General features: G+C 51.8%; 3 protein-coding genes and 1 pseudogene. 3 read left to right on the top strand and 1 reads right to left on the bottom strand.

Annotated elements, in window-relative coordinates; all coding sequences use genetic code 11:
• The first annotated feature begins 558 nt into the window (after positions 1-558).
• Genes D5S03_RS13440 through D5S03_RS13430 form a run of 3 tightly spaced genes read left to right on the top strand, consistent with a single transcriptional unit; the run spans position 559 to position 4273 of the window.
• Entirely contained in the window at positions 559-867 is a 309-nt protein-coding gene (locus D5S03_RS13440) for a DUF485 domain-containing protein (protein ID WP_287044435.1), read from the top strand.
• Positions 867-2414 (top strand): sodium:solute symporter family transporter, encoded by a 1548-nt coding sequence (locus D5S03_RS13435; RefSeq protein ID WP_287044433.1) that lies wholly within the window; start codon positions 867-869, stop codon positions 2412-2414. The genes D5S03_RS13440 and D5S03_RS13435 overlap by 1 nt, the downstream gene beginning before the upstream one ends.
• Entirely contained in the window at positions 2411-4273 is a 1863-nt protein-coding gene (locus tag D5S03_RS13430; RefSeq protein WP_287044432.1) for a putative nucleotidyltransferase substrate binding domain-containing protein, read from the top strand. The genes D5S03_RS13435 and D5S03_RS13430 overlap by 4 nt, the downstream gene beginning before the upstream one ends.
• Positions 4274-4366: 93 nt before the next feature.
• Here D5S03_RS13430 and D5S03_RS13425 read toward each other — a convergent pair.
• Positions 4367-4890: pseudogene (locus D5S03_RS13425) on the bottom strand (hypothetical protein); the annotation flags it as partial.

Raw genomic sequence — 4890 nt, 5'->3', positions numbered from 1 at the left:
TGGATGTAATTGAGGATGTTTTGAAAGACCCCAGGGAGTACCCGGACAGATCTGATCCAGGCTATATTGCGCTCTGCAATCTTTTTGAAAGACTGAAGGAAGAATATCAGAAGTTTTGATAATATGTATGTAGGAAACAAATTCAAGCGTCTCAACTTGACGGACCCTTACAGGGAAAGCAGGGACAGGCACTCCAGTAATTATTATTATGAAGATTGACAGGTTTAAAAAATAAGTGTGGGGAGAGCCATTCCCCATGCCACATGCAAAGCGCTAAACAGATACCTGGCAGTACTTGATATTTTTTCCGAATAATTCTATATTTATTCTGACCGAGCCGATTGTACCCCCACCATAATCCCAAGGTAACCATTCAGGTGGTTCTCGATGTTGATAACTGGCGCAAGGCCTGGGGACTGTCCCTCGCTGTGTAGGTCTGTGCAGGATCACGGAATTTTGCGCTTGTAATATTGGTGATTGTAAAGGCAATGTGTCGCGGGGACTGTCCCCTGGCCGATTCCGGCACCCCCTGAATGATTACATCCCAAGGAGCCAACAATGCAGCCGCCTCCCTCCCCGGATTCCATTGACAAGGAAAAATTCCGCAGACTTGTAGTCAACAGGTGGAAGGTATCCCTGACCCTGACCGCCATAATGATGTTTGCCTACTTTGGATTTATCCTGGTTCTGGCCTATGCTCCACATCTTCTGTCCGTGAAGATAGGTGAACATATGACCCTGGGTATTCCAGTGGGCATTTTCGTCATCATCCTGGCCTTTATTCTCACCGGTATCTATGTCTTCTGGTCCAATTCCTATTATGACAAGGCCGTCCAAGAGGTCCTGAAAAGCATGAGGAGAAAGTGATGGAAGTAGTGGATACCGCCATAGGAGAGCCAAGTGCTACCTCCATCCTGTTTTTCCTGGTATTTATCTGTGCTACACTGGGCATTACCTATTACGCGGCCAAAAAAAGTCAATCCGCTTCCCAGTTCTACGCCGCAGGGCGGGGAGTAACCGGGCTGCAGAACGGTCTGGCCCTGTCCGGCGACTTCATGAGCGCTGCCTCCTTTCTGGGTATCGCCGGACTTGTCTCCCTGCGTGGCTTCGACGGGCTCATCTATTCCATCGGCTTTCTGGTGGGATGGCCAATCCTTATGTTTCTTATTGCCGAACCTTTGCGCAATCTGGGAAAATTTACCTTTGTGGATGTGCTGGCCTACCGCCTTTCCAAAAAGCCCATCCGCATCGCTGCTTCGGTGGGCTCTCTTATGACTGTGTTCTTTTACCTCATTGCCCAGATGGTGGGAGCAGGGACCCTGATCATGATGATTTTCGGCATGCCCTATGAACTCGCTGTGGTGATCGTAGGCATGGTCATGATCATGTACGTGCTCTTCGGAGGTATGCTGGCCACCACCTGGGTACAGATCATCAAAGCGGTACTGCTTTTGAGCGGGGGCTCCATCCTGGTCTTCCTGATCATGCTGCATTTCGGGTTCAGCTATGGTGAACTGTTCAGCCAGGCAGCCATGAGCTACGGCGACAGGGTGCTGGAGCCAGGGGGACTGGTGGCCAGTCCCATGGATGCAGTTTCCCTGGGCATCGCCCTCATGTTTGGAACAGCGGGCCTGCCGCACATACTCATGCGCTTCTATACGGTGCGCGACGCCAAGACAGCCCGCAAATCCGTTTTTTATGCCACTGGGTTTATAGGCTTCTTTTATATCCTGACCTTCACCATCGGCTTTGGAGCCATGGTCATTGTCGGTCAGGACATTATTGCGGCAGTAGACTCCGGAGGCAACATGGCAGCCATGCTTCTGGCCGAGGTCACAGGGGGGGCGGTGTTTTTAGGGTTTATGGCCGCAGTGGCCTTCGCCACCATCCTGGCGGTGGTGGCCGGTTTGACCCTGGCCGGTGCCAGTACTTTGTCTCATGACCTGTATGCTGGCGTATTCCGTGCCGGGCGTTCCACAGAGGAAGAAGAAGTCAAAGTGGCTAGAATCGCCACTTTATCCATGGGAGTTCTGGCCATTGTGCTTGGCCTGATATTTCAGGGACAGAATGTGGCCTTCATGGTGGGTCTGGCCTTTGCCGTGGCTGCCAGTGCCAATTTTCCCGCCCTGGTCATGTCCATCCTATGGAGAAACTACTCCACTTTCGGAGCGGTTTTGAGCATTGCCACTGGAACGTTTCTGGCAGTAGGCCTGATTATCATCAGTCCCACAGTCTGGGTTGACCTGCTGCGCAATCCCACGGCCATATTCCCCCTTTCCAATCCGGCTATCATCTCCGTAGCCGGAGCTTTTGCAGCCGGGTACATAGGCTCCAAGCTCAGACCGGATTCAGAGGCTTCAAGAAGATACGATGAACAGAAAATAAGGAACTATCTGGGTGTTGGATCTGAATGAGCAGCGAGATTGCCGATTTTCTGGCCGGTGTCCATCCTCTGTCCGGCCTCCCGGCTGAAGAACTTAGGGAGGCCGGAGCCCGGACAGGCCGGAAAGAAGTCTCTCCTGGTGAGACGATCCTGCTGGATCAAAAGGATCAAGATTCTCTTTACCTCATCAAGGATGGGGTTATACAGATACTGGCCGATAACGAATCCGTGGATACCCTGGTGGCCGGAGAATTTTTCGGTTACGAGTCGTTTTATTTCCTCCCCCCCCTGGGCCAGGCTGCAGTGGCCGTTCGGGAGAGCACCCTGTGCGTTATAAGCGCAGACGACTTCAAGCACTTTCTTGGCCATGACCGGGTGAACAATTTCTTTCAAAGCAAAGCCGGGATCTTGCGAAACAGGATCCAGGATATCCGGCAATGGCGAAATGTTTCCCGCATGGATCCCTATATGTGCCTGACCCTGCAGGATGTAGCAGTAAAGGCCCCAGTGACTGTTGAGATGGACACATCCGTGTCTCTGGCCGCCAGAATCATGTCGCAGGAAGGGACTACGGCCTGCCTGGTCAGACAGGCAGGTAAGTTCCTGGGTATAGTCACCCAGCAGGACATATTGAAAAAGGTGGTTGCCCGGGACCTGGATCCCGGGAGTATTACGGTAGAAGATGTCATGTCCTCTCCTTTGATTACCGTGGGATCGCATGAGCTTCTTTTTCAGGCTTTTTCCAGGATGGTTGCCAGGGGGGTCCGCAGGCTGGTGGTCCAGGACAGCGGGACAGACCCCAGGGGGATTATCGAGGAAAGGGATCTGCTTTCGGTCAAAGGGGAAAACCCCGTTTACCTGTCCAGAGAGATAGCCCGGGCCGAAGGTTTTGCTGAACTGAAAAGTGTGTTTCAGAAGGTCCGGAACATGGTTCTGCGCTCGGTGGCCGAAGGAGTGGGTGTTTTTCAACTGGGGCGTTTGATCAGCGACATGCACCACCAGATCCAGGTCCGGGTCCATGATCTGATCCTGGCTGAAATGAAAAATCCTGCTCCCTCTTCATTCTGCATTCTTGCTCTGGGAAGTGAAGGCCGCATGGAACAATATCTGGCCACGGACCAGGACAATGCCCTTATTTATTCCGAGGCGTCCGGAAAAATCCAGTTGTCTTTTTTTGAGGACTTTTCTTCAAAATTCATCCAGGTTCTTATTGATCTCGGCTTTCCTGCCTGTCCCCATGAAGTCATGCTAAGCAACCCCAAGTGGCGTATGAGCATCGACCAGGCCCTGGATATGGTTGATGACATGGCCCAGACTGCGGACAGGAACAGCATCATTGTTACCTCCCTGTTGCTGGATATGCGCCATGTAGCCGGGGACAGCGGTCTGGCCGGAATGCTCAAGTCCTATCTGTTCAAACGGATCCGCAGAAGCTCTCTGCTGTTGAAATACATGGCCAATGAAGCCGTGCGCTTCAAGCCTCCCCTGGGTCTTTTCAACAAGCTGGTTGTGGAGAAAAGCGGCAGGAACAAGGGCCGGCTGGACATAAAGATGGGAGGTGTTTTTCCTCTGACCCACGGAATCAGAACTCTTGCCGTGGAACATGCAGTACTGGAAACATCCACACAGGAGCGCATCTCCAGCCTGCATGAACAAGGTGTCTTTTCTACAGGCTTTGCCGCCGGTCTCAGGCAGTCTTTTGAGTTTCTTCAGACCCTCAGGGTCACAACCCAGGCCCAACAGATCAAAAGGCAGGCAAAGCCTGATAATTTCATAACCCCGGACAGACTTTCGATCATGGAACGGGACAGGTTGAAGGATAGCTTCAAGGTGGTCATGGAGTTTCAGTCACTTTTAAACAATAAATACAGCCTGCGCCTGCTGACCTGACAGTTTTTTGATGACTCCAGCTGAATAAACGGGCTGTAACCATTCTGGGGGCACTCAGTTATGGTTCCTGGACAACCTGCCTGACTTTTTCAGTCATTTACCAGTTGGTCTCCTGGCTCGCATAGCCTGATCCAAAAGACCGGCTTTTATCAAGCGATTGATAAGTGCTTTGCGACGCATGTTATCTTCCACGAATTGATTGAGCTCCTGCTGAAAAGTCTCTGGATCCCGGTAGTTGGCACAGGCCTCAGATAGGTCAACAAGGGCCTGGCACGCTTCCTGGTAAGCCACCCCGGAACCACGGGCCACAGTACTTTGAATTGTTTTCCATTCCTGGTAGCAATTCTGGGCCAGCTCCTTGAGATGGGCTTGTCTTTTTTGGCGGCGTTTTTCCTCTTCCTTCTTCTTTTTCAGCCGCTCCTTTTCCAGACGTATCTTTTGCGCAGAATCGGCATTCTCTCGAAGTTCTTCCACTGTGCGCAAATCTTTCCGGCTGGATCCATCTGATAAGCTACGCATCCAGGCATAGTATTCATTCTTGAGTTCTCTTTCTGCCTGCTGACTCTGGCCGGTCAAAAGAAGACGCGAAACACTCACCAATCTCTCATGGGACATAG

It is taken from the genome of Desulfonatronospira sp. MSAO_Bac3, from assembly GCF_003838035.1.
In the GTDB taxonomy this organism is placed as follows: Bacteria; Desulfobacterota; Desulfovibrionia; order Desulfovibrionales; family Desulfonatronovibrionaceae; genus Desulfonatronospira; species Desulfonatronospira thiodismutans.
The sequence above is the reverse complement of the archived record's forward strand: the minus strand, read 5'-3'. Positions and strand labels throughout refer to the sequence as shown.

What these genes read in the sequence shown, in the direction of transcription:
- D5S03_RS13430 (WP_287044432.1), top strand. Translation starts at nt 2,411, where the DNA reads ATGAGCAGCGAGATTGCCGATTTTCTGGCCGGTGTCCATCCTCTGTCC.
- D5S03_RS13440 (WP_287044435.1), top strand. Translation starts at nt 559, where the DNA reads ATGCAGCCGCCTCCCTCCCCGGATTCCATTGACAAGGAAAAATTCCGC.
- D5S03_RS13435 (WP_287044433.1), top strand. Translation starts at nt 867, where the DNA reads ATGGAAGTAGTGGATACCGCCATAGGAGAGCCAAGTGCTACCTCCATC.